This window comes from Nocardiopsis sp. EMB25 (genome assembly GCF_026797795.1).
GTDB classification, from domain to species: domain Bacteria; phylum Actinomycetota; class Actinomycetes; order Streptosporangiales; family Streptosporangiaceae; genus Nocardiopsis; species Nocardiopsis lucentensis.
In genome coordinates this window covers 5014598-5033930 of the sequence record NZ_JAMTDN010000001.1, presented here as the reverse complement: position 1 = coordinate 5033930, position 19333 = coordinate 5014598, and the positions used below count along the sequence as shown (strand labels likewise).

Annotated in this window: 19 protein-coding genes; 10 read left to right on the top strand and 9 right to left on the bottom strand. The window is 71.0% G+C overall.

Features of this window, described 5'->3' with window-relative positions; translation table 11 throughout:
- Nucleotides 1-18: 18 nt before the first annotated feature.
- The 4 genes from aepY to KIK06_RS22195 are packed head-to-tail and all read right to left on the bottom strand — an operon-like array spanning nt 19 to nt 4892.
- Entirely contained in the window at nt 19-1155 is a 1137-nt protein-coding gene (gene aepY, locus KIK06_RS22210) for a phosphonopyruvate decarboxylase (RefSeq protein WP_268644951.1), read from the bottom strand.
- Nucleotides 1152-2750, bottom strand: coding sequence for a 2,3-bisphosphoglycerate-independent phosphoglycerate mutase (gene gpmI / locus KIK06_RS22205; RefSeq protein WP_268644950.1), 1599 nt, complete (start codon nt 2748-2750; stop codon nt 1152-1154). Before gpmI ends, aepY begins: the two co-directional genes overlap by 4 nt.
- Nucleotides 2747-4063 (bottom strand): 3-phosphoshikimate 1-carboxyvinyltransferase, encoded by a 1317-nt coding sequence (gene aroA, locus KIK06_RS22200; protein ID WP_268644949.1) that lies wholly within the window; start codon nt 4061-4063, stop codon nt 2747-2749. Before aroA ends, gpmI begins: the two co-directional genes overlap by 4 nt.
- Nucleotides 4064-4118: 55 nt before the next feature.
- Nucleotides 4119-4892, bottom strand: a complete 774-nt coding sequence (locus KIK06_RS22195) for an SDR family oxidoreductase (protein WP_268644948.1) — start codon at nt 4890-4892, stop codon at nt 4119-4121.
- 1295 nt (nt 4893-6187) lie between these two features.
- Between KIK06_RS22195 and KIK06_RS22190 the strand changes: the two genes are divergently transcribed.
- Nucleotides 6188-6751: a maltokinase N-terminal cap-like domain-containing protein gene (locus tag KIK06_RS22190; RefSeq protein WP_268644947.1), complete on the top strand. Its 564-nt coding sequence runs from the start codon at nt 6188-6190 to the stop codon at nt 6749-6751.
- 78 nt (nt 6752-6829) lie between these two features.
- Here KIK06_RS22190 and KIK06_RS22185 read toward each other — a convergent pair whose 3' ends face one another.
- A complete protein-coding gene (locus KIK06_RS22185; RefSeq protein ID WP_268644946.1) occupies nt 6830-7729 on the bottom strand; it encodes a helix-turn-helix domain-containing GNAT family N-acetyltransferase in 900 nt (299 codons plus the stop codon).
- A 93-nt stretch (nt 7730-7822) separates the two neighbouring features.
- Here KIK06_RS22185 and KIK06_RS22180 point away from each other — a divergent pair, with 93 nt between their 5' ends.
- Nucleotides 7823-9169 (top strand): FAD-dependent oxidoreductase, encoded by a 1347-nt coding sequence (locus KIK06_RS22180; RefSeq protein WP_268644945.1) that lies wholly within the window; start codon nt 7823-7825, stop codon nt 9167-9169.
- Between the two features lie 5 nt (nt 9170-9174).
- The gene (locus tag KIK06_RS22175; RefSeq protein WP_268644944.1) at nt 9175-10407 is read left to right on the top strand and encodes an MFS transporter; all 1233 of its coding nucleotides are present in this window, start codon (nt 9175-9177) and stop codon (nt 10405-10407) included.
- Here KIK06_RS22175 and KIK06_RS22170 read toward each other — a convergent pair.
- From KIK06_RS22170 to KIK06_RS22160, 3 genes are all read right to left on the bottom strand, one after another.
- The gene (locus KIK06_RS22170) at nt 10395-11462 is read right to left on the bottom strand and encodes an ArsO family NAD(P)H-dependent flavin-containing monooxygenase (protein WP_268644943.1); all 1068 of its coding nucleotides are present in this window, start codon (nt 11460-11462) and stop codon (nt 10395-10397) included. The genes KIK06_RS22175 and KIK06_RS22170 overlap by 13 nt on opposite strands.
- Nucleotides 11463-11586: 124 nt before the next feature.
- Nucleotides 11587-12666: an ACR3 family arsenite efflux transporter gene (arsB, locus tag KIK06_RS22165; protein ID WP_017601637.1), complete on the bottom strand. Its 1080-nt coding sequence runs from the start codon at nt 12664-12666 to the stop codon at nt 11587-11589.
- Nucleotides 12663-12977 (bottom strand): ArsR/SmtB family transcription factor, encoded by a 315-nt coding sequence (locus KIK06_RS22160; protein WP_268644942.1) that lies wholly within the window; start codon nt 12975-12977, stop codon nt 12663-12665. The genes arsB and KIK06_RS22160 overlap by 4 nt, the downstream gene beginning before the upstream one ends.
- Before the next feature lie 93 nt (nt 12978-13070).
- Here KIK06_RS22160 and KIK06_RS22155 point away from each other — a divergent pair, with 93 nt between their 5' ends.
- From KIK06_RS22155 to KIK06_RS22135, 5 genes are all read left to right on the top strand, one after another.
- Complete coding sequence (locus KIK06_RS22155; protein WP_268644941.1) at nt 13071-13490, top strand: arsenate reductase ArsC; 420 nt, start codon at nt 13071-13073, stop codon at nt 13488-13490.
- A 225-nt stretch (nt 13491-13715) separates the two neighbouring features.
- On the top strand, nt 13716-14663 hold the full coding sequence (locus tag KIK06_RS22150; RefSeq protein WP_268644940.1) for a helix-turn-helix domain-containing protein: 948 nt from the start codon (nt 13716-13718) through the stop codon (nt 14661-14663).
- A complete protein-coding gene (locus tag KIK06_RS22145; RefSeq protein ID WP_268644939.1) occupies nt 14660-15217 on the top strand; it encodes a dihydrofolate reductase family protein in 558 nt (185 codons plus the stop codon). The genes KIK06_RS22150 and KIK06_RS22145 overlap by 4 nt, the downstream gene beginning before the upstream one ends.
- 104 nt (nt 15218-15321) lie before the next feature.
- Nucleotides 15322-15732: a VOC family protein gene (locus KIK06_RS22140; RefSeq protein ID WP_026128136.1), complete on the top strand. Its 411-nt coding sequence runs from the start codon at nt 15322-15324 to the stop codon at nt 15730-15732.
- 46 nt (nt 15733-15778) lie between these two features.
- Nucleotides 15779-16243: a helix-turn-helix transcriptional regulator gene (locus KIK06_RS22135; RefSeq protein ID WP_268644938.1), complete on the top strand. Its 465-nt coding sequence runs from the start codon at nt 15779-15781 to the stop codon at nt 16241-16243.
- 66 nt (nt 16244-16309) lie between these two features.
- On the opposite strand, the gene KIK06_RS22130 is transcribed toward KIK06_RS22135, so the two are convergent.
- Nucleotides 16310-17092, bottom strand: a complete 783-nt coding sequence (locus KIK06_RS22130; RefSeq protein ID WP_268644937.1) for an SGNH/GDSL hydrolase family protein — start codon at nt 17090-17092, stop codon at nt 16310-16312.
- 271 nt (nt 17093-17363) lie between these two features.
- Between KIK06_RS22130 and KIK06_RS22125 the strand changes: the two genes are divergently transcribed.
- Together KIK06_RS22125 and KIK06_RS22120 are read left to right on the top strand one after the other, a co-directional pair.
- Nucleotides 17364-18230, top strand: a complete 867-nt coding sequence (locus KIK06_RS22125; protein ID WP_268644936.1) for a MurR/RpiR family transcriptional regulator — start codon at nt 17364-17366, stop codon at nt 18228-18230.
- 142 nt (nt 18231-18372) lie between these two features.
- Nucleotides 18373-19305 carry an ABC transporter substrate-binding protein gene (locus KIK06_RS22120; RefSeq protein ID WP_268644935.1) on the top strand — a complete coding sequence of 311 codons (933 nt, stop codon included), beginning with the start codon at nt 18373-18375 and terminating at the stop codon, nt 19303-19305.
- Nucleotides 19306-19333 lie beyond the last annotated feature (28 nt).

Genomic DNA, 19333 nt, shown 5'->3' with positions numbered 1-19333 from the left:
GTCGGTGGGCGGACTGGGTCAGTCGCCCTCGGAGGCGGGACCGCGCATCGCTGACGCGAAACGGTCCCGCATGGCCTCGGGGGGATGGGTGTTGGTCGCGCGCGGAGGCATGGGGCCGTTGCGGGGCCGGGTCGGCACGACGATCATGTGCGGCCCCGGTGAGGACAGCGCGGACGCGACAGCGGACTGGAGCCGTTCAGGGCTGGCGCACCGCCTGGCGTCGGCGTATCCGGCCGCAGCGGCCACGTGCTCCAGAGCGGTGGTGCCCGACGTCGTGTCCTGGCCGCCGGTCGACTCGTGAATGCCGTTGTCCAGCACGACATGGACGAGATTGGCCGGGGCCTGGGCACCGATCACCGACAGCGCGCCCAGGTGCATGAGCGCGGCGCCGTCGCCGTCGAGGGCGATGACGGGGCGGTCGGGTCGCTTGAGGGCGATGCCCAGGGCGAGCGAGGACACGTGTCCCATGGAGCCCTGCATGTAGAAATTGGCTGGCCGGTCCTCGACCCCGAACAGCTCGCGCCCGGTGTAGCCGGTGGTCGCGACCACCGGGGCGGCACCGACGAGCTTGGTGACCAGACGGATGGCGTCGGCGCTGTCCATCCGGTCGGCATCCGCCCGCTCGCGCGCCTCCCCGGGAGCCGGAGCCGCGGAGCCGACCGCGTACTTCTCCACGAGGACGAATGGCGCGTGCCCCTCGTCGATCGCGGCCGTCGCGCTGTCGAGGATCGTCCGGAAGCGTGTCTCGTCGGCGTCCGCGCGCAGTGTCCAGTGCGGCAGACCGAGGAGATCCAGGTAGGGGGCGGTGGTCGGCCCCATCACGGCGTGCTGTGGTTCGTCGCCGGCCGGGTCGGGCCAGCCACGCAGGCTCACGAAGGTGAGCACCGGGATCTTGTAGGTCATGACCAGCGACGTCAGGGGGTTGACGAGGTTGCCGAGACCGGAGTTCTGCACCATGACGTAGGCGCGCTCGCCCGCCAGAGCGGCCCCGGCGGCCGTGGTGAGCGCACCCCCCTCGTTGGCCGCGGCGACGTAACGGCCCCGGGTCCGGCTCAGCAGGGAGATCGGTCCGCCGAAGTACGAGCAGGGGACCCCGCTGGCGAGGCCGAAGCCGTGCCGCTCCAGTTCGTCGCAGAAGAATTCGGCGGAGATCATCGGTGCCCTTCCTTGGTGGCTCCGGTCAGGCTCGGGCCCGCCGGGGCGGGTTCGGACTCCCGCAGGAGTGAGGGAGCGGTCATCGAGGCGGGGACGGGAAGCCCGAGCAGGCGGAGGACGGTCGGGGCGACGGAGGTGATCGCCGCGGGGGACGCGGTCGACAGAGCGGCGCCTCGCCGTGCACCCGCCGGGACCAGCACGCAGTGGACGGGGTTGCGGGTGTGCCCGCCGTAGGGGACTTCCTCCTGCGCGTCCCCGACGGTCCGCAGCATCTGCTCGGCGTTGCCGTGGTCGCCGACGATCAGCATCCACCGGCCCGCGGCCAGGGCGGCGGCGCGGATGCGCGCCACCGCCGCGTCGACGGACTCGGCGGCCCGCCGTGTGGCGTCGAGGTTCCCGGTGTGCCCGACCACGTCGATGTTGGCGAGGTTGGCCACGGTGAGGTCGATGTCATCACGGGCGCATGCCTCCGCCACGGTCTCGGCCACTCCCGCGGCGTTCATCTCCGGGTGCTCGTGGACCGGCCCGTCAGGAGCGCCGGTGACCCTGTGGTGCTCCTCCCCCGCCCTGGGGCGGGCGTCGCGGCCGTTGAGGAAGAAGGTGACGTGCTCGAACTTCTCCGGCTCCGCGACGCGCGATGTCCGCGCACCGGCGGTTTCGAGCACATCGCTGAGACCGCCCGAGGCGTCCGCCCGTGGGACGAGCGCTGGGATCTCGGCGCTCGTGTCGTACTGGGCGAGGCTGAGCAGGCGAACCCGGGTGCGACCGCTCTCGGCGAGCCCATCCGCGACCATGTCCGCCAGCGGGGCCGTCCGGTCGCTACGGAAGTTGGTGAACAGGACGCAGTCGCCGTCCTCGACACGTGCCGGACGCCCCGAGACACCGGTCACGGACGTGGGCGGGATCGAGCCGTCACCGCCTGTGAGAGGTACGGCGGTTTCGGCGGTGGCGACGGTGCGTATCGCCTCGCCTTCGAGGAGCAGCCGCACGGCCGCGGCCGTCAGGTGGTCCTTTCCGCTCTTGTCCATCGCGTAGTCGCGCCCGACCACCCCGGAGACCGCGCCGATCCCTCGGTCACCGGTCATGGCCTCCAGCCGCGACAGGTAGTGCCCGGCCGTGCCGTCGGCCACGTCCCGACCGTCGGTGATCGCCCAGATCCGCACCCGGTGGAGCCCGGTGTTCCAGGCGGCCCGAAGGATCTCGGGCAGATGGTCGATGTCGGAGTGGATCCGTCCGTCCGAGCACAGTCCCACCAGGTGGAGGGTTCCCCCGTTCGACGCGAGTTCTCCGCACACGTCGCACAGCAGGGGGTGGGAGCGCAGGCCGCCCGAACGCACCTCGCGTTCGACGAGCAGGCTGTCGTATTCCACGGCACGGCCCGCCCCCATGACGAGGTGGCCGGTCTCCGAGTTGCCCACGGTTCCCTCCGGAAGGCCGACGGCGCTTCCGGAGGCGTCGAGCAACCGTCCGCCGCGTCCGCGGGTGAGGTCGTCGAGAACGGGGGTGCGTGCGGCGGTGAGGGCGTTCGCGGGTCCGGGGTCCGTGTGGCCCCACCCGTCGAGGACGAGCAGTACGCCCGGCGCGAGGGCGGTCACCGGCCACCTCGCAGGGACTCGAAGCGATCCCAGAAGTCGGGGAAGGACTTGGTGACGCACGCGGGATCACGGATGATGACACCGGGGGTGCGCAGGCCCGCCACGGCGAAGGCCATGGCGATCCGGTGGTCGTCGTAGGTGTCGATCACCGCCCCCTGGGGCTCCCCGCCGCCGTGGACCGTCATCGTGTCCTCGGTGGTGTCGACGGAGACGCCCATCTTCCGGAGTTCGGTGCTGACCGCGTCGATCCGGTCGCACTCCTTGACGCGCAGGTTGCCGATTCCGGTGATGTGTGTCGTGCCTCGGGCGTAGGCGGAGACGACGGCCAGGGTGGGGGCGACGTCGGGCATGTTCGACATGTCGATGTCGATTCCGGTGAGCGGTCCGCCCGTGAGCGTGGTGCCGGTGGGGTCGGAGCTGGTGGAGCACCCCATGTCGGCGAAGGCGGTGACCAGGCCGACGTCCCCCTGGACGGAGTCCGAGTTGATTCCGGGGATGGTGACCCTCCCGCCGGTGATCGCGGCGGCCGCGAGGAAGTAGGACATGCCGGAGGCGTCGGGTTCCACCGTGATGTCGCCTCCTCGGTAGCGTGCGGCACCCGGTACGGCGTAGCGCTCGTACCCCGACCGCCAGAGGGGGACCCCGGCGGCGGCCATCGCGGCGATCGTCATGTCGATGTAGGGCTTGGAGACGGGGTCTCCGTCCACGACGAGCTCGAGGCCCAGCTCCGTTCCGGCCGAGCTGATGAGCAGGCTGCTCGTGAACTGGCTGCTCACGGTTCCGTCGATACGGGCGAAGCCGCCGCGCAGAGTGCCGCCGCCGATCTCGATCGGCGGTGAGCCGTTCCCTTCGGTGCTGCGGGCCTCGACGCCGAGCGCGCGGAGCGCTTCCAGGAGGTGGCCCATGGGTCGCTCGCGCATGCGCTTGTTCCCCGTCAGAACCGTTCGACCCTCCGCGAGGGCCGACATGGTGATCAGGAAGCGGATCGGCGTGCCCGCGTTCCCCATGTCGATGTCGGTGTCGGGTGCGCGCATGGGACGCCCGTTGGGGATCACGGAGAAGGTCTCGTCGCCGGCGTCGGCTTCGACGTCCACGTGTCCGAAGGAACGCAGGGCCTCGGCCAGGAGCAGGGTGTCCTGTGAGTGCAGGGCGTGGCGCAGGACGGTCGGTTCGGAGGCCAGTCCCGCGATCGTCAGGAACCGGTTGGTGTAGCTCTTCGATCCGACGACGGGGACTGTGGCGTCGACATCCTTGACGGGAGTGATGCCGACCTCGGGGAGGTCCATGATCGGGTTGCGGGTCGGTCGTGTCACGGCTGTGTCCATCCTTGGGTCGAGGGGAGATGGGAGCGGGGACCGCGGGAGGCGGTCAGCCCTGCCGGTGGACCTTGTGCTGCGCGGCCTGGGCGCGTGGGCGCATGACGAGGAAGTCGACGTTCACGTGGGAGGGACGGGTGACCGTCCAGGCGACCGCGTCGGCGACGTCCTCGGCCACGAGGGGTCGGTCGACCCCCGCGTAGACGGCCGCGGCGCGATCGGTGTCTCCGCGGTAGCGGTTGAGGGAGAACTCCTCGGTGTGGACCATGCCGGGGGCGATCTCGACGACGCGCACGGGCTGGCCGCACAGTTCCATGCGCAGGGTCCCGGCCAGGGCGTGTTCGGCGTGTTTGGCGGCGCTGTACCCGCCGCCTCCCTCGTAGACGGTGAAGGCGGCGGTGGAGGAGATGAGGATGACGGTCCCGTCGCCGCTCTCGGTGAGGAGCGGGAGCAGGGCCTGCGTGGTGGAGAGGGCTCCCATGACGTTCGTCTCGAACATGGTGCGCCAGTCGGAGGGGTCGGCGTCGGTGACCTCCTCGGTCCCGATGGCGCCCCCGGCGTTGTTGACGAGGACGTCGCAGCGGACCAGGCCGTCGACGACGGTCGCGATGGCCGACGGATCGGTGACGTCCATGGGCTGGACGTCGGCCGTCATCCCGTCCGCCGTGATGCGCTTGGCCACCTGCTCCAGAGCGCCCACCCGCCGACCGGTCAGGACGACGCGGTAGCCCTCGGCGGCCAGCCGGTGGGCGGTGGCCGCGCCGATTCCGCTTCCGGCGCCGGTGATGAGCGCGGTCCGTTGAGCGTCCTTCGGGGCAGGGCTCATCGGTTCGCCGCCCTTTTTGGATCGGGCGGTGTGGGAGAGGAAAGCGGTGCCTTGGTCTGGGCCAACCACACATGGGCCCCCGGCTGAAGGAGGAAACGGAGGTCCGTTCGGCTTCGCCCCGAGGTGTCGACCGATCCCCCGAGGAAGACTGCGTGGGCCTCGCCCGCGGATACGTCGGGAAAGTGGTCGGCGAGGGTGAAGGCCACCGGAGCCGAGGTGGGATTGTGCACGCCGAGCAGGCGGGTCGGCGTGTGTGGTGTGCGCGCGAGTCCGTGCGGTGCGGTGCGGAGGGAACTCCTCAGGCCGCCCCCCAGGGCCGGGGCCGATGTGGAGGCCGCCGGTGAGAGAACGTCGGACAGGTCCAGAGCATTCTCCGCGCAGGCCGCCAGACTCTCGGTGTCAAGTGGATCGTGGGCTATTTCCTGGTGGCGTGGACCAGATTTATCGGAGGCGCTCGTCATCGATTTATTTTCCCTCTCGCCTGTTTTCTCCGCGGTTATTTGACCCGGTCATGGGGGTGTCTGTCAACGGAGCTTCGGTTCGGAAATTCACCCTGCGAACAGGGCGCGAAGGGAAAAGTATAAATCGCTGGAAGTGCTGTCAACGCGACGGTCGGAGGTCGTTGCCGAAGGGGCGGTGGCGGCCTATGTGGGACGGCGGCGGCACGGAAGGGTGAGGGTGCAAAATGTCGCTTTGATGCTGTTCGTGGTGGAATGTCGGCCATCCTTGCGCGGCAGGTCCCTGATGATGGGAAAAGAAGGCGAGGGCCTGGCGGAGGCGCGGATTCCTGCGGCGCGCGAACCTCGAAGCCGGCGGCCGGTTCTTCGGTGGGGGCGGAGCCAGGGCGTGGGTCCTCCAGGGCCTGCTTCGGTGCGCGGTCGGCTGCCGTCCGACTGAGGAATTCCTCAGTCGCTACTGAGGCATCTTCTCGACAGGCCGCATCTGGGGAGAGGAGCGAGTTTTCTGAGCAGCAGTGATGACTTCATGTGACCCAACGTCACCCTAGGGGTTCGGTGGGGTCATCCGATCTCTTGTGTTTCACTGCTGATGGCCGAGTGCGTGTCATTCTCTGGACCGTCGGTCCGCGTGGCCCTGTCGGAGTTTCCCGGCAACGGGTAAGGTGGCACACTGGTTTCACGCACGGGCGATGGCCGTGTGGCGGGTGTACGTATGCCCAGAATAAAGATTTTCGGCGATCAGAATCCACGGCGCAACCGGGGTCTACATGAGATGGCCGGAATCGGACACGGGGGGCGGTATCCCTCCCTGGAGTTCGATGCTGGACACTGATGCACATGGCGATCATTCACAAGGCCAGTGTCACACCGAGTAAAATGACTTTGATCGGAGCCTGGCTGGACGGCCGTCCGTGGGCGGGCCGAGGACGTGACCAGGTGCTCGGAAAGTACAGATTCGACGATCCGGCGGGTGAGGTCGGGGTGGAGGCGTTCCTGCTCCGGCGCGGAGACCGTCTCATCCACCTGCCGTTGACGTACAGGGGCGCGCCACTGTACGGCCATGACGACCACCTCGTGGGAACCATGGAGCATTCCACTCTGGGAACACGCTGGGTCTACGACGGAACCGAGGACGAGGTGGCCGTCGCGTGCTATCGGCGGGCCCTGACCGGTGAGCAGGAGCAGGCTGAGATGGAGGTCTGGGAGGACGGCCGGATGGTGGAGCGGAGGGCACAGCAGGTCCTGGTCTCCACCGAATCCGGGGCCGATGCCGGCGGTGCCGGCACGGACCCCGGCGGCCAGGTGCTGCTCCCGTACGTCCTCGACCGTGAACCCGAAGGGCGGCGTCGGCTTCGCGCCCGGTGGGGCGATGAACAGGTGGTGCTCGCGGCGCTCACCTAGAGCGTCTCGAACGGACGTCCGCCGGGCCGGGGACCGAAGTCGCCGCCGGCCCGGATCGAAGGCGCGGGTACGCGGTGTTCAGCAGTTCGAACAGCCGGAGCCCGTGGTGCGGTGCGCGTCGTCGGCCGCACCGCCGTCGGTTTGACGACGACGCTCGAGCAGAACGGTGTCGCGCCATGCGTCGCGCTGGCGGGCGATGCGCTCCCGCACGCCGACGGTGCGGAAGCCCGCCTGGTGGTGCAGGGCGAGGCTCGCGCGGTTCTCGGGGAAGATCGACGTTTGCAGAGTCCAGATCCCGGCCGCGTCGGCTTCGGTGACCTGGCGGTGCAGCAGTGCCTTGCCCACTCCCCGGCCGCGGGCGCCCTCGGCGACGCAGACCGATGTCTCGGCCACCCCGGCGTAGGCCTCGCGTTGGGAGACGGGTGCGGCGGCGGCCCACCCGATCACGCGTCCGTCGGCCTCGGCGACCCAGCGATGCTCGGGAAGCCACGTGTTCTTCAACCTCTCCGCCTCGGGGACCTCGGTTTCGAAGGTGGCGTGGCCGGTGGAGATGCCTTGGGCGTAGATCTCCCGCACCGCGTCCAGGTCCGTGTCGGTCATGGCGCGCGTGGTGACGCCGGGGGGCAGGTCGGTGGGGCAGCAGGGGCGGGCGTTGAGCATGCCCATGACGGCGTCGGCTGCGTGGGGTAGGCCCGTGCAGCAGGTCGGGTTGACCACCACCTGGGTCGTGGTGCCCGCCTTGGCCAGGGTCACGAAGCCCACGTCGGCGAGCTTGCGCAGGTGGTGGGAGACCGTGGGCTGGCGGATGTCCACCGACTTCGCGAGTTCTCCGACGCTGATCGGCCCCGAGGCGGTGGCGATGGCGTGCAGCAGTCGGACGCGCATGGGTTCGGCCAGGCAGGCGAACCAGGCGGCGTAGGTCTCGGCGTCGGCGGGTGGCAGCACGTGTGCATCGCGTTGCGCGCTCAACATACTCATACCCCCATTATCGACGCATATCGATGCTTGCATCCATTGATTCGCGTCGATAGAGTCTCATTGCATAGATGCTCATCGATGGAAGGGTGTGTCATGACCGTAGAGCTTCCGGTAGTGGTGATCGGCGGGGGGCCCGCCGGGCTGGCGGCGGCGGCCGAGCTGGTCGATCGGGATCTTCCGGTGCTGGTCCTGGAGAGGGGTGGCCGGGCCGGGGCGGCGGTCGCCGAGTGGGGGCACGTGCGTCTGTTCTCCTCCTGGCGCGACCTGGTGGACCCGGCGGCGGAGAAGCTGCTCACCGGTACCGGTTGGCGGCGTCCGGCCGACGATGTCTACCCGACCGGACGGGAGTGGGTCGAGTCCTACCTGGTTCCGCTGGCCGACGCGCTGGGAGACCGGGTGCGGTTCGGCGCCGAGGTGACCGGGGTCAGCCGTCTGGGCAGGGATCGCGTCGTCGACGCGGCTCGGGAACAGCAGCCCTTCACGGTACGGGTGCGCACCGAGGGGGGCGAGGAGCGCGTCCTGGCGCGTGCGGTGGTGGACGCCTCCGGGACGTGGGGCTCGCCGAACCCGTTGGGCGCCGACGGACTGCCCGCCCTGGGCGAGGACACCGCTGGGGCGCGGATCTCCTACCGGATCCCCGACCTGGCGGATCCGCGGGTGCGGGACCGCCACGCGGGCCGCGCCACGGCGGTGGTGGGGCGCGGCCACTCGGCTCTGACCACCATCGTCGCCCTCGCCGCGCTCGCTGAGGAGGAGCCCGGAACCACGGCGGTGTGGGTGCTGCGCCGGGGTGGGGTCGGTGACGCCTTCGGAGGCGGAGAGGCCGACCAGCTCGCCGAGCGCGGGGCCCTGGGCCTGCGGGCCAAGGCGGCGGTCGAGGCCGGGCACATCCGGGTCGTCACCGGTTTCCGGGCCGCCGAGGTCCGTTCGGAGCACGGGCGCCCGGTGCTGGTGGACGGGAACGGACAGCCGCTGGAGCCGGTGGACGAGGTGGTGGTGCTGACCGGGTTCCGCCCGGACCTGTCGTTCCTCTCCGAGATCCGGCTGGCGGTGGACCCGACGCTCCAGGCCCCGGTGGAACTGGCCCCGCTCATCGACCCCAATGTGCACTCCTGCGGTACGGTCTACCCCCACGGAGCCAAGGAGCTGTCCCATCCCGAGGAGGGTTTCTACCTGGCGGGGATGAAGTCCTACGGCCGCGCTCCCACGTTCCTGGCCCTGACCGGATACGAGCAGGTGCGCAGTATCGCCGCGCGCGTCGCGGGTGACCACGAGGCGGCCGACCGGGTGGAGCTGGTCCTGCCCGAGACCGGGGTGTGCGGCGGGTCCGGCCTGTCCGACGCCTCAGAGGCCGAGGCGGCGGCGGAGGCCGGTAACGGCTGCTGCTCGGCGGGCGGTCCCCAGGAGGTCGAGCTCACCGCGCCGGCCGGGACCCTTTGAGACCCGTGCGTGTTCGTGCCCCCGACGCCTCCGTACCCGTGGTCGGAGCGCGCCGGGGGCTGGCGGTCCTGTGCGTCACCGTCACCACGAGCTACGGGGTGCTGTTCTACGCCTTCCCGGTGCTGGCCACGGCGATCACCGCCGACACCGGCTGGTCCTCGGCCACGGTCACCGCCCTTTTCTCCGCGGCCCAGGTCACGGCGGGTCTGACCGGAGTCCTCGTGGGAAGGTTGCTGCAAACGCACGGCCCACGGCCGGTGATGACCGGGGCGGCCTTGATCGCCGTCCCGGCCGTGGCGGGCATCGCCCTGGCCCCGAGCGCGGTCTTCTTCGCCCTGGCGTGGATCGTGGCCGGGACCGCCATGGCCGGGCTGTACTATCCGCCCGCCTTCGCGGCCCTCACCCGTTGGTACGGTGCCGCACGGGTGCGGGCGTTGACCGCGTTGACGCTCTCCGGCGGGCTGGCGAGCACCGTCTTCGCGCCCGTGACCGCGGCCTTGGAACAGGCGTGGGGGTGGCGGGGCGCCTACCTCGTGTTGGGCGGGGTCGTCGCCTTGGTGGTCGTGCCGCTCCACGCCTTCGCCCTCCCCCGCGCATGGGCGGGGCTCGGCGCGGACGAGGGCTTCGGCGGACCGGGGACGACGGTGGGAACGGTGATCCGCAGCCGAGCCTTCTGGGCGCTGACCACAGCCCTGGCGGCTGGGGCGCTGACCGTGCACGCGGGCGTGGTCAACCTCGTCCCCCTCCTGGAGTCCAGGGGCTTCGACACCACGACCGCGGCCTGGGCACTGGGCCTGGGAGGACTCGGACAGGTGGCGGGACGTCTGGTCTACGCGCACCTGGAACGGAGAACCGCACCCGTTCCCCGAACGGTGATCGTCCTGGCCGCGTGCGCGGCCACATCCCTGCTCCTGGCGCTGGTGCCCGGACCCTGGGGGCTGGTCGTGGCGGTCGCCGTCCTGGCGGGCATGGCGCGCGGTGTGCTCACCCTGCTGCACGCCACGGCGGTGGCCGAACGGTGGGGCACGGCGGTCTACGCCGGGGTCAGCGGGGTGATGCACGTCCCGCTGATGCTGGCCTCCGCGCTCGCCCCCTGGATCGGTGTGTCGCTGGCCGGAGCACTGGGCGGGTACGCGGGGGCGTTCGCGGCACTGAGCGCCCTGGCGGCCGCGGGATCCGTGGCAGCGCTGTTCAGCCGCCCCGGACACTCCCGCGGCCGGGAGCGCTATTCCTCGTGAGCCAGAGCGTCGGTGATCTCGGCGACCGTCGTCTTGGCCGTGCGCCCGGCACCGACCAGCGTGGCCGAGGCCGGCCCGGTCCAGTCGCCGTAGCCCAACAGGAACAGCCGCGGTTCGCCGACCGCGCGGGTTCCCTCCAGCGCTATCCGGCCCGCTCCGTTCGCCAGCCCCAAGGGCGCGAGGTGGTCCAGGGCCGGCCGGAATCCTGTGCACCACACGATCGCGTCGCAGGTCAGTTCACTTCCGTCCGCCCAGGCCACGCCCGTGCGGGTGAGACGGGTGAACATCGGTTCGGCCTTGAGCGCGTCTCGGTCCCGGGCCTCCCTGACGGTCGGCACCATCACGATGTCGCCCAGGTCGCTCACACCCCGTGCCGCCCGGCCACCGTTTCGCACGGCGCGCTGGCGCTGGGTGGCGATGGCGAAGAGGGCCCGGCCGTCCACGTCGTCGGGTAGGAAGCGCGGAGGGCGCGACGTGGTCCAGGTGGTGTCCGCGACCTGAGAGAGCTCGGCGAGGATCTGCGCCGCGGAGTTGCCGCCGCCGACCACCACGACCCGCTGATCGGTGAACTCCTCCGGTGCCCGGTAGTCGACGGTGTGCAGCTGTCTGCCGTCGAACTCCTCGCGCCCCGGGATGTTCGGGAGGTGGGGACCACCCCAGGTGCCGGTGGCGCTGACGACGAAGCGGGCCCGCCACTCCCCCTGGTCGGTGACCACACGCAGAGCCTCCTCCGCCCGCTCCAGACCCCTCACGTGGACGGGACGGCGTACCGGGAGTTCGTAGCGGCTCTCGTACTCGGCCAGGTACCAGGCCACGTGTGCCGCGCTCGGGTACTCGTGCCCGTCCTCGGCGGGCATCCACCAGCCCGGCAGCATGCTGTGGCCGGCCGGTGAGAACAGCCGCAGTGAGTGCCAGTACTCGGTCCACGAACCTCCCGGGGCGGAACCACCGTCCAGGATGACGTGGTCGATCCTCGCCCGGCGTAGAAAGTATCCGGCCGCGAGCCCTGCCTGTCCGCCGCCGACGACCGCGACGTCGACCGTCCGTTGCTCCATGTGCGTTCCCGGCCCTTCCCACGTGCCGGGGCGCCGTGGCCCCGGCACATCGCTGGTGTGTCGTGACGGGATGCGTTCAAGGGGCGGGGTCCGCTGGCGCCCGTCTCACCCGGGCCCCGTCGGGTCACCACTCCTTTCGGGTGGTGAACCTTCGCCGCCAGGCCAGTGACACGTACACCAGCCCCACCAGCACCGGAACCTCGATCAGCGGGCCGACCACACCCGCGAGCGCCTGGCCCGAGGTGACACCGAAGGTGGCGACGGCCACCGCGATCGCCAACTCGAAGTTGTTGCCCGCCGCGGTGAACGCGAGCGTGCTGGTGCGCTCGTAGCCCATCCCGATCGCCTTGCCCAGGGCGAAGGTGCCCGACCACATCAGGGCGAAGTAGACCAGCAGCGGGATCGCGATGCGGGCCACGTCCAGCGGTCGGCTGGTGATGGTGCCGCCCTGCAGGGCGAACAGCAACACGATCGTGAACAGCAGTCCGTACAGCGCCCACGGGCCGATCCGGGGCAGGAAGACGCTCTCGTAGCGCTCGCGGCCCATCCGCCGCTCGCCCAGGTACCGGGTGAGGAACCCGGCGGCCAGGGGGATGCCGAGGAAGATCACGACGTTGGCCGCGATCAGCCAGGGGGAGACGGCCAGACCGTCGGTGTCCAGGCCCAGCCAGCCGGGGAGCAGGTCGAGGTAGAACCAGCCCAGGAGGCCGAAGGCCAGTACCTGGAAGAGGGAGTTGAGGGCCACCAGCACGGCGGCGGCCTCGCGGTCGCCGCAGGCCAGGTCGTTCCAGATGATCACCATGGCGATGCAGCGGGCCAGGCCGACGATGATCAGGCCGGTGCGGTACTCGGGCAGGTCGGCCAGGAAGATCCAGGCCAGCGCGAACATCACCGCGGGGCCGACGATCCAGTTGACCGCCAGGGAGGAGACGAGCAGGCGGCGGTCGCCGGTGACGGTGTCCAGGCGGTCGTAGCGGACCTTGGCCAGCACCGGGTACATCATGATCAGCAGGCCCAGGGCGATGGGCAGGGAGATCCCGCCCACCTCCAGGGCGGCCAACGCGGCGTCCAAGCCGGGGACCAGGCGGCCCAGGCCCAGGCCGGCGGCCATGGCGAGCAGGATCCAGACCGCGAGGAGGCGGTCGAGGGTGGACAGGCGGGCGGCGGGCGGTGCGGGGGCGGTCGGGGGGTCGGTGCGGGTCACGTGCAGGCCCGCTTCCGGTCGGCGGCGGCCGTGGCGCGGGCGGTGGCGGCGAGTTCGCCCAGGGCTCCGGCCAGTCCTTCCAGCGCCTGGGGGCGGAGCCGGTAGTAGGTGTAGCGTCCGCACGGCTCGGTCTCGACCACCCCGGCCTCGCGCAGGATCCGCAGGTGGTTGGACAGGTTGGTCTGCCTGGCGCCGGTCTCGGCGACCAGGTGCGTGGTGCACAGGGTCTCGTGGGCGAGCAGGGCCACGATCCGCATGCGCAGCGGATCAGCCAGCGCCTTGATCAGGTCACCTTCAACTGACATCAGCATGTGCTGATATTATCCCATCATCAAACGCTGATGCGTTGAGTGAGGACCCTTGTTCCGGTCCCGCTCTCCACCGAGACGAGAAGGCCCCGCACCATGTCCCACTCCGACACGCCGTCCGTCCTGTTCGTGTGCGTGCACAACGCGGGCCGCTCCCAGATGGCCGCCGCCTGGCTCAGCCACTTGGCCGGAGACCGGATCGAGGTGCGTTCGGCGGGCTCGGCCCCGGCCGACGCGCTCAACCCCGCCGTGGTGGAGGCGATGGCCGAGGTCGGCATCGACATCACCGGCCAGAGCCCGAAGATCCTCACCGTCGAAGCCGTGGAGGCCTCCGACGTGTGCGTGACCATGGGCTGCGGGGACACCTGCCCGATCTTCCCCGGTAAGCGCTACCTGGACTGGGCCCTGCCCGACCCGGCCGGGCGGGGCGTGGCGGCCGTCCGCCCGATCCGCGACGAGATCAGGACGCGCGTCGAGCGGTTGATCACGGAGATCGGCGCCCAGCGGGAGGTCTGACGACACGGCGTGAGCGGGCGCACGCTCGTCACCCCGCTCGCGTCGCCGGGGGGCTGGAGGCGGCCCCCCGGGGTCGACGAGTCGATCCGGCGACGAGTCGACAAGGGGACGCGTCCACCGGAACGCGGAGCCCCGCCCCCTCCGCGCGTGGCCCGCCGGCGGGGCCGCCGCCACAGGGCAAGATCGGTCAAGCGGTGACGGCCGCCGCGCGAACATACTGGTCGCATGACCGTTCCCACCGACGAACCGCCGTCCGGGCGCGACCGTCTGCGTGAACTCCTCGACGCCGTCCTGGACGAGGACAACGCGCGCCTGTCGGATATGGCGGGCCGCGCCCACTCCTCACCGTTCCACTTCAGCCGGAGGTTCTCCCGCGACACCGGGGAGTCACCGGTCGCGCTGCGCCGACGGGTCCTGTTGGAGCGGGCCGCCTGGCAGATCGGCCAGGGCACCAGCGTCACCGACGCGGCCTTCTCCGCCGGATACGCGTCGGTCGAGGGGTTCACACGCGCCTTCGCGCGGGCCTTCGGCCACCCGCCCAGCGCCACCACCGCGGGGAGCGGACGGTGGCTGCCCTCTCCGAACGGCGTCCACTTCCACCCGCCGCTCCACCTGTGGGTGGAGGGGAACCCGAGGAGCCGTCCCGCCATGGACCTGACCGCGCTGCAGATCCACCACGACGTGGACGACACGGCGTTCCTCCTCCGCCTGGCCGCGGATCTGCCGGAGGAGGACTACCGGAGGGCGTGGCACCCCGGTCGCACCGTTCTGTCCTGGGACGGGCCGGAGGAGTCCGTCGCCGCCACCCTGGAGCACCTGGTGTGGACCAAGGAGGTCTGGCTGGCCTCGATCGAGGGTTCCGACTTCCCCGAACGGGGCGCCGACGACCCCGAGTCGCTGCGGTCCCGCCACGAGGAGGCGGGCGCGCGCTGGATCGCGGCCGTGGACGACATGGGCCGTCGAGACGCCTGGGGCGACCGGCTCATCGACGCCCTGTGCGATCCGCCGGAGAGCTTCATGCTCGGCGGGGTCGTGGCGCACGTCCTGACGTACTCGGCGCACCGCAGACAGGCCGTCCGGCACATGCTGCGCTCGGCCGGGATCGAGGTCGGCCACGGCGACCCCCTGGAATGGCTGCACGACCGCAACGAACGACGAGGGGACACACCGTGAAGACCGTGTACAACACCGCGACCAGCCTCGACGGGTTCATCGCCGACCAGGACAACTCCCTGGAGTGGCTGTTCTCGGTGGAGGGGGGCGAACCGGGATCGGAGGGCGGCGAGGCCCTCAGCGAGGTCGAGGACTTCATCAAGAACGCGGGCGCGATCGTGCTGGGCGCGACCACCTACGAGTGGGTCCGGGAGCACACGGGCGGCGAGCCCTGGCCCTACCGGGCCCCCACCTGGATCCTCACCCACCGCGACCTTCCCCGGGTCGAGGGGGACCTGCGTTTCGCCAGCGCCGACACCGACCGTGAGCTGCGGGACCTGCACGGGGAGATGGTCGAGGCCGCCGACGGGCGCGACGTGTGGGTGGTCGGGGGCGGCCGTCTGGCCGCGGACCTGGCCCGGCTGGGCCTGCTCGACGAGGTCGTCGTGTCCGTCGCCCCGGTCAGCCTGGGCGGGGGCGCTCCCCTGTTGGACGGGCGGGTGCGGCTGCGCGCGCTGGAGGCCGGGCTCAAGGGGCCCTTCGCCTGCCTGCGGTACGAGGTCGTCCGCGACTGAGGCCGGGACGCGGCGACCGCCGGCGGGCGTGCCGCGGGGCTGGCGGCCGGGCCGGTCAGGAATCGAGAAGCGCCGGTCGGGGTGTGCTCCCTAGGCTGATCGTCATGGACATCACCATTCACACCACCGTCCTTCCGCACGACGACCCGGACGCGTCCCTGGCCTTCTACCGCGACGTCCTCGGCTTCGAGGTCCGCACCGACGTCGGCCAGGGGAAGATGCGCTGGATCACGGTCGGCCCCGTCGGCCAGCCCGGCACGTCCATCCTCCTGGCGCCGCCGGACGCCGACCCCGGGATGACCGAGGACGAGCGCCGCACCATCGCCGAGATGATGGCCAAGGGCACCTACGGCTGGATCCTGCTGGCCACCCCGGACCTCGACGGCACCTTCGACAAGGTGCAGGCCCTCGACGCCGAGGTCGTCCAGGAGCCGACCGACCAGCCGTACGGCGTCCGCGACTGCGCCTTCCGCGACCCGGCGGGCAACATGATCCGCATCCAGGAGGTGCGCTGACCCGACTGGTCACGGGCTCACGGACATCGACGGAAAGGAGTTCTCCATGTGCCACCCCTCGTGGGGGCGCGCACGCGCCGAGGAGCGGCGACTGGGCGACCTCGCCCGGCTGCGCCGTGTCCGCGACCGGATCGACCGGGAGTACGCGCGGCCGCTGAACGTCGAGGCGCTCGCCCGCGGCGCGTACATGTCCGCCGGTCACCTCAGCCGCCGGTTCAAGCTGGCCTACGGTGAGTCGCCGTACGCGTACCTCATGACCCGGCGCGTCGAGCGCGCGACGGCTCTGCTGCGGCGCGGCGACCTCAGCGTCACCGAGGTCTGCTTCGCGGTCGGTTGCTCGTCGCTGGGCACCTTCAGCACCCGCTTCACCGAGTTGGTCGGTGTACCTCCCAGCGTCTACCAGCGCCGCGCGCCGGAGACCGCGTCGGGGATGCCGCCGTGCGTGGCCAAACGGGTGACCAGGCCGGTCAGGGGGCGGGGCGTTCGTGGCGCGGAGCCGCGACCGGTGTGACGGCCGGCGTGTCCACCGCGCCCGCCGGGGGCGGAGGGCGCGGTGGACACGTCTCTTCCGGCGTGCCTAGCCGACGGCTCCGGCCAGAACGGGGAGGTAGCCGGAGTCGTGGCCGCTGCCGTTCGGGTGGTAGGAGCTCGAGAGCGGCCAGGTGGGACCGTGGATCCAGGGCGAGGAGGCGCAGATACGCCTGCCCTCGAAGGAGGGGCTCACGTCGGCGAAGGCGAACCCGTGGGCGCTCGCCCTGTCGTGGATCGCCGCGTTGAGGGTGTCGGCGGTGGCGTTGACGCGTTCACGCCGCTCGACGCTGATGGCGCCGAAGCAGGGCGTCGTCTCGTACAGGCGGGGGTAGCCCAGTACCACGACGTGGGCCGACGGGGCGCCCGCGCGGATGTCGGCGTAGAGCAGGTCCAGCTCACCGGGCAGGGTCTCGGCGATGTAGAGCTCGGCGTCGTCCAGCGCGGAGAAGCAGTCCTGGTCCGTTCCGGTCCTGCAGGCGAGGACGACGTCGACGAATCCGGCGTCGTTGCCCCCGCTGGTGACGCTGACCAGGGTGGTCTCGGCGGACAGGGAGCCGAGCTGGTCGCTGCGCACGCTCGCGGACGTCGCGCCGCTGCAGGCGTCGAAGCTGAAGGACTGGACGGCGTTCCGCTCGGCCCAGAGCGCGGGGTAGGCCCGGGAGGACCGCTGGCAGGAGTACGAGAGGTCGTAGGATCCCGCGCCCGTACCCGACGAGTAGGAGTCCCCGAGGGCGACGTAGTGGACGTTCGACTCGGCGTTCGCGGCGAGGGGGGCGAAGACGAGCAGCAGGAGGGTGCACAGCAGCACGTAACAGGAGCGACGGATCATCAGCGGGGGCCTTTCACCGCACGGCGGGCGTGCGTGGGGGTGTGAAGGGGTGGGGGGATGGTGGGGGTGGGTGTGATGGGGGGCCATCACTGCAGAGAAGATAGGCCTGTGTGCTCCTCGTCACCATGGCTGGCGGGATAGAAGTTACTTACCGGTCAGTAAAGCGAAACTCGGCCGTGATCCGCCCGGCGTCGGCGGGCGCGATCTCCTCCCCTCTCCGGTACTCCGTGCGAGTGCCGTTATGTAACATCTGTTACGCAAGGAGGAGAGTGTGGCATTGCCGAGCATCGCGGACATGATCCGGACCCATGAGGGCGGTCTGAGCACGGGTGAGCGCAGGGTCGCGCGCGCCCTGCTCGCCGACTATCCGGCGGCCGGGCTGGAGACGGTCAGACTGCTGGCCGAGCGCGCCGGTGTCAGTGCGCCGACGGTACTGCGGTTCGTCGGACGGCTGGGGTTCGACAACTACCCCGGCTTCCAGCGTCGTCTCCTCGGTGAGCTGGGGGAACGCGAGCAGTCGCCGCTCGCGGCCTACGCCTCCGCCAGGGACGACCGGCGGCCGGACGCGGATCGCGCCGGTCTCGCGGCCTCGGCCGCCCGGACGTTGGGCGGCGCCGTGCGCGCCACCCTGGAGAGCCTTCCCGCCTTCGAACTGGACGAGGCGGTCCGCCTGATGGGCGAGCCCGAGCACAGGGTCGTCTCCTGGGGCGGGCGCTTCTCCCGTCTCCTGGCCCAGTACCTCGCCCTGCACCTGATGCAGGTCCGGGGGAACGCCGTCACGCTGCCCGACACCCCGGTCGAACGGGCCGACCTGCTGGCGGAGGCCGGACGCGGGGACGTCTTCGTGGTCTTCGACTTCCGCAGGTACGAGGCGTGGTCCCTCCACGCGGCGGAGGAGGTCTCGCGCCGGGAGGCGAAGGTGGTCCTCCTGACGGACCGCTGGCTGTCGCCGATCTCCGCGGTCGCCGACGTCGTCCTGCCCGTCCACGTCGACTCGGTGTCGGCGTACGACTCCTTGGTCCCGGCCATGGCGGTCTGCGAGGCCCTGGTCGCCGGGGTCATGGACTCCCTGGGCGGTCGCGCGGAGGAGCGCATGCGTCGCTTCGAGGACGCCAGCCGGGGTTTCGACCTGCTCTGAGGGCCACTGGTTCACGGATGTTCCAGTGGGGCACGTCTCGGCCAAGTAACGTTTCATTCATTACATGTTGCCCTTTCTAAGAGTGAAACGTAACGTCTGTTCCATCCCCTGGGGCCTTGGCCCCCGTCCGAGGAGGAACAGGATGACCACACGCATGGGCGGCGTCGCCGTCGCCGTCTCCCTGACCGCCCTGATGGCCACGGCCTGTGGCGGATCCGGCGGCGGAGAGCCCGAGGGGGACTTCGGGCCCGTCTCCATCGAAGGCGTGGGAACCGTCGGACCGGACTCCGAGCTGGCCGAGGGCCTTCCCGCCCACATCCGCGACGCGGGCGTCGTCTCGGTGGCGACGAACGCTCCCTACGAACCCTTCATCGCCTTCGCCGAGGAGGGTGATCAGGACTCGTTCACCGGGCTCGACCACGACCTGATGGTCGCGGCGTCCGCCCGGCTGGGTCTGGACACCGACTTCCAGCAGCAGCCCTTCGACGGCCTCGTCCCCGGACTCCAGGCGGGCAGGTACGACGTGATCGTGGGCGGTATCACCGACAACCGGGAGCGGCAGGACGTGGCGTCCTTCGTCGACTACACCGCCTCGGGCACCGGGATCCTCGTCTCGCACGGGAACCCTCTCGACATCGCGTCGATCGCCGACCTGTGCGGTCTCCGGGTCGGGGTCCAACAGGCCTCCCGGCAGGAGGAGATCCTGGAGGGCTACGCCGAGGACGAGTGCGCCGAGCCGATCGAGATCACCAGCTATCCCGAGAACCCCCAGGCGGTGACGGCGCTCAGCGCCGGGATGGTCGACGCCGTGGGAGCGACCCAGGTCAACCTGGTGGAGACCGCGGCGTCCCTGGAGGGCGAGGCCGAGCTGGTCGTCGACCCGGACCACCCCAACGGCTACCTGGCCAGCCCCAACGGTTTCGGCTTCCTCAAGGGCGAGGAGGAGCTGGTCGAGGCGTACCGGTCCTCGGTCCAGTCCCTGATGGACGACGGGACGTACACGGAGATCCTCGCCAAGTGGGGACAGGAGCCCATCGCCCTGGACGAGGCCACCGTCAACCAGGCGATCGACTGATCCCGCCGCCTCCCCGACACACACGCCC

Coding starts and splice junctions, on each gene's coding strand:
- aepY (WP_268644951.1), bottom strand. CDS start 1,155: ATGATCTCCGCCGAATTCTTCTGCGACGAACTGGAGCGGCACGGCTTC.
- KIK06_RS22195 (WP_268644948.1), bottom strand. CDS start 4,892: ATGAGCCCTGCCCCGAAGGACGCTCAACGGACCGCGCTCATCACCGGC.
- KIK06_RS22190 (WP_268644947.1), top strand. CDS start 6,188: ATGGCGATCATTCACAAGGCCAGTGTCACACCGAGTAAAATGACTTTG.
- KIK06_RS22185 (WP_268644946.1), bottom strand. CDS start 7,729: ATGAGTATGTTGAGCGCGCAACGCGATGCACACGTGCTGCCACCCGCC.
- KIK06_RS22180 (WP_268644945.1), top strand. CDS start 7,823: ATGACCGTAGAGCTTCCGGTAGTGGTGATCGGCGGGGGGCCCGCCGGG.
- KIK06_RS22170 (WP_268644943.1), bottom strand. CDS start 11,462: ATGGAGCAACGGACGGTCGACGTCGCGGTCGTCGGCGGCGGACAGGCA.
- KIK06_RS22160 (WP_268644942.1), bottom strand. CDS start 12,977: ATGCTGATGTCAGTTGAAGGTGACCTGATCAAGGCGCTGGCTGATCCG.
- KIK06_RS22155 (WP_268644941.1), top strand. CDS start 13,071: ATGTCCCACTCCGACACGCCGTCCGTCCTGTTCGTGTGCGTGCACAAC.
- KIK06_RS22150 (WP_268644940.1), top strand. CDS start 13,716: ATGACCGTTCCCACCGACGAACCGCCGTCCGGGCGCGACCGTCTGCGT.
- KIK06_RS22140 (WP_026128136.1), top strand. CDS start 15,322: ATGGACATCACCATTCACACCACCGTCCTTCCGCACGACGACCCGGAC.
- KIK06_RS22135 (WP_268644938.1), top strand. CDS start 15,779: ATGTGCCACCCCTCGTGGGGGCGCGCACGCGCCGAGGAGCGGCGACTG.
- KIK06_RS22130 (WP_268644937.1), bottom strand. CDS start 17,092: ATGATCCGTCGCTCCTGTTACGTGCTGCTGTGCACCCTCCTGCTGCTC.
- KIK06_RS22120 (WP_268644935.1), top strand. CDS start 18,373: ATGACCACACGCATGGGCGGCGTCGCCGTCGCCGTCTCCCTGACCGCC.